General features: G+C 65.2%; 1 protein-coding gene. It reads right to left on the bottom strand.

The window, feature by feature from the left end; translation table 11 throughout:
• Positions 1–149: 149 nt before the first annotated feature.
• Positions 150–1517, bottom strand: a complete 1368-nt coding sequence (ltrA, locus tag KDH83_RS30540) for a group II intron reverse transcriptase/maturase (RefSeq protein WP_212322754.1) — start codon at positions 1515–1517, stop codon at positions 150–152.
• Between the last annotated feature and the right edge of the window lie 232 nt (positions 1518–1749).

The following is a 1749-nucleotide window of genomic DNA, read 5'->3' as shown; positions in this document are numbered from 1 at the left end:
CGACGTATGGCGCGTGCTTCATACCCGGCGCAATCTGCCGGTCTGGTTGCAGGAATCAGGCTAATCGGCATAGGGGGCAGCCCGAAGGCTGCGCCCCTGCCACACCACCCGGCATGCGGGTCCGCACCGGGCGGTTCGAGAGGTTGAGGTTATGCAAGGCGGGGCAGGCCGAGCCGGTCGAACCATGCCAGGTCCAGTACGCTATTGAGCAGCTTGCCACTGTTGCACCACCATCGGCGGCTGTTGGCCGCGATCAGTTGCGCCACGCGATGGCTGGCCCCCAAGGTGCGCAGTTCCCGGAACATGGTCGTGCCGCGTTTCCACTGCTTGAGCTGGATGGCCCGTAGCCGGTGTCGCAACCAGCGGTCCAGATCACGCCAGACCCCCGGCGTTTCCGACAGCCTGAAGTAGGCCTTCCATCCCAGCAAGTAGGGCCGCAACTGCTGCACGACCTGCCTGACGCTACGTCCACCGCTGCGGCCCGTCTTATCCCGGACATGCTGCTTGAACGCCGCCAACGATTTGGTTGCCACCGCCCGCTTGACCGCACCTGCCCGAGTCTGCCATAGGGCATATCCCAGGAACTTGCGACCGAACGCGGCGGCCACCGCGCTTTTGGCCTCGTTGACCCTCAGCTTGAGCCGACCGTATAACCGGCGCAACAGTGCCATCACCCGCTGGCCCGCGCGACGACTGCGCCCGTACCCGTTGCAGTCGTCGGCGTAGCGCGCAAAGCGGTGGCCCCGCCGCTCCAGTTCTCGGTCCACCTCATCGAGCATGACGTTGGCTAATAATGGGGACAGCGGACCACCCTGCGGCGCTCCCTGATCCCGTTCACTGACCACCCCGCCGTCCATGATCCCAGCGCTCAGGTACGCTCGAACCAACCGGATCACGCCAGCATCGTCGATGCGCCTCTGTAGCCGGTCGATCAGGAGGTCGTGGTTGACACGGTCGAAGAACTTCTCCAGGTCCACGTCCACCACCACGTGATACCCCTGCTGCACGAACGACTGCGCGGCTAACACCGCGTCGTGTGCCCGGCGACCGGGACGGAACCCGTAGCTATGCTCACTGAAGCCAGGATCAAGCAGCGGCTGCAACACTTGCAGCAACGCCTGCTGGATCAGCCGATCCGTCACCGTCGGGATGCCCAGCTCGCGCTGGCCTCCGTCGGGCTTGGGGATCGTTACCCGCCGTACCGGACTGGGCCGGTACGTCCCCTGAAGCAACCGCCCACGCAGTTCAGGCCATTCGGACGCCAGCTTGCGTGAGGTCTGATCTATGTCCAGACCGTCCACGCCCGCCGACCCCTTGTTGGCTCGCACCCGCTTGAACGCCCGCCTCAGGTTCTCTCGCGTCAGCGCCGCCTCCAGCAACGCCGACCCCGTGTCTCCGGTTCCCTGCCGCGGGCCGCAGGCTTCGCCACAGCATACCCCAACCGGGGCTTCACCCCGACCTACAGCATCCCGCTCCGCTTGCGCGGACTTCTGGCGCGTGGCCTTTGACATCGACATGTCCTCGTACACTTCCTCTCGTTCGGTCCTTCAGCATCGGTTTCAGCCTCGCCGGCCCAGCCCATGCCTACTATGACCTCTGCTGAGACCTCGCTCCGGCTCAGCACCGTTACCCTTTCAGGCTCTACGCGAGGCGTCCCCAGGTAAGAACGCACTCCTTCATCGCACAGCCGCCGGATCTACGCCGCCTCGCCTTGATCACCAGAGCTTCGCGGCTTTTTGCCCGCTCGCC

The sequence above is a fragment of the Achromobacter sp. Marseille-Q0513 genome (genome assembly GCF_018195695.1).
In the GTDB taxonomy this organism is placed as follows: Bacteria; Pseudomonadota; Gammaproteobacteria; order Burkholderiales; family Burkholderiaceae_B; genus Achromobacter.
The sequence above is the reverse complement of the archived record's forward strand: the minus strand, read 5'-3'. Positions and strand labels throughout refer to the sequence as shown.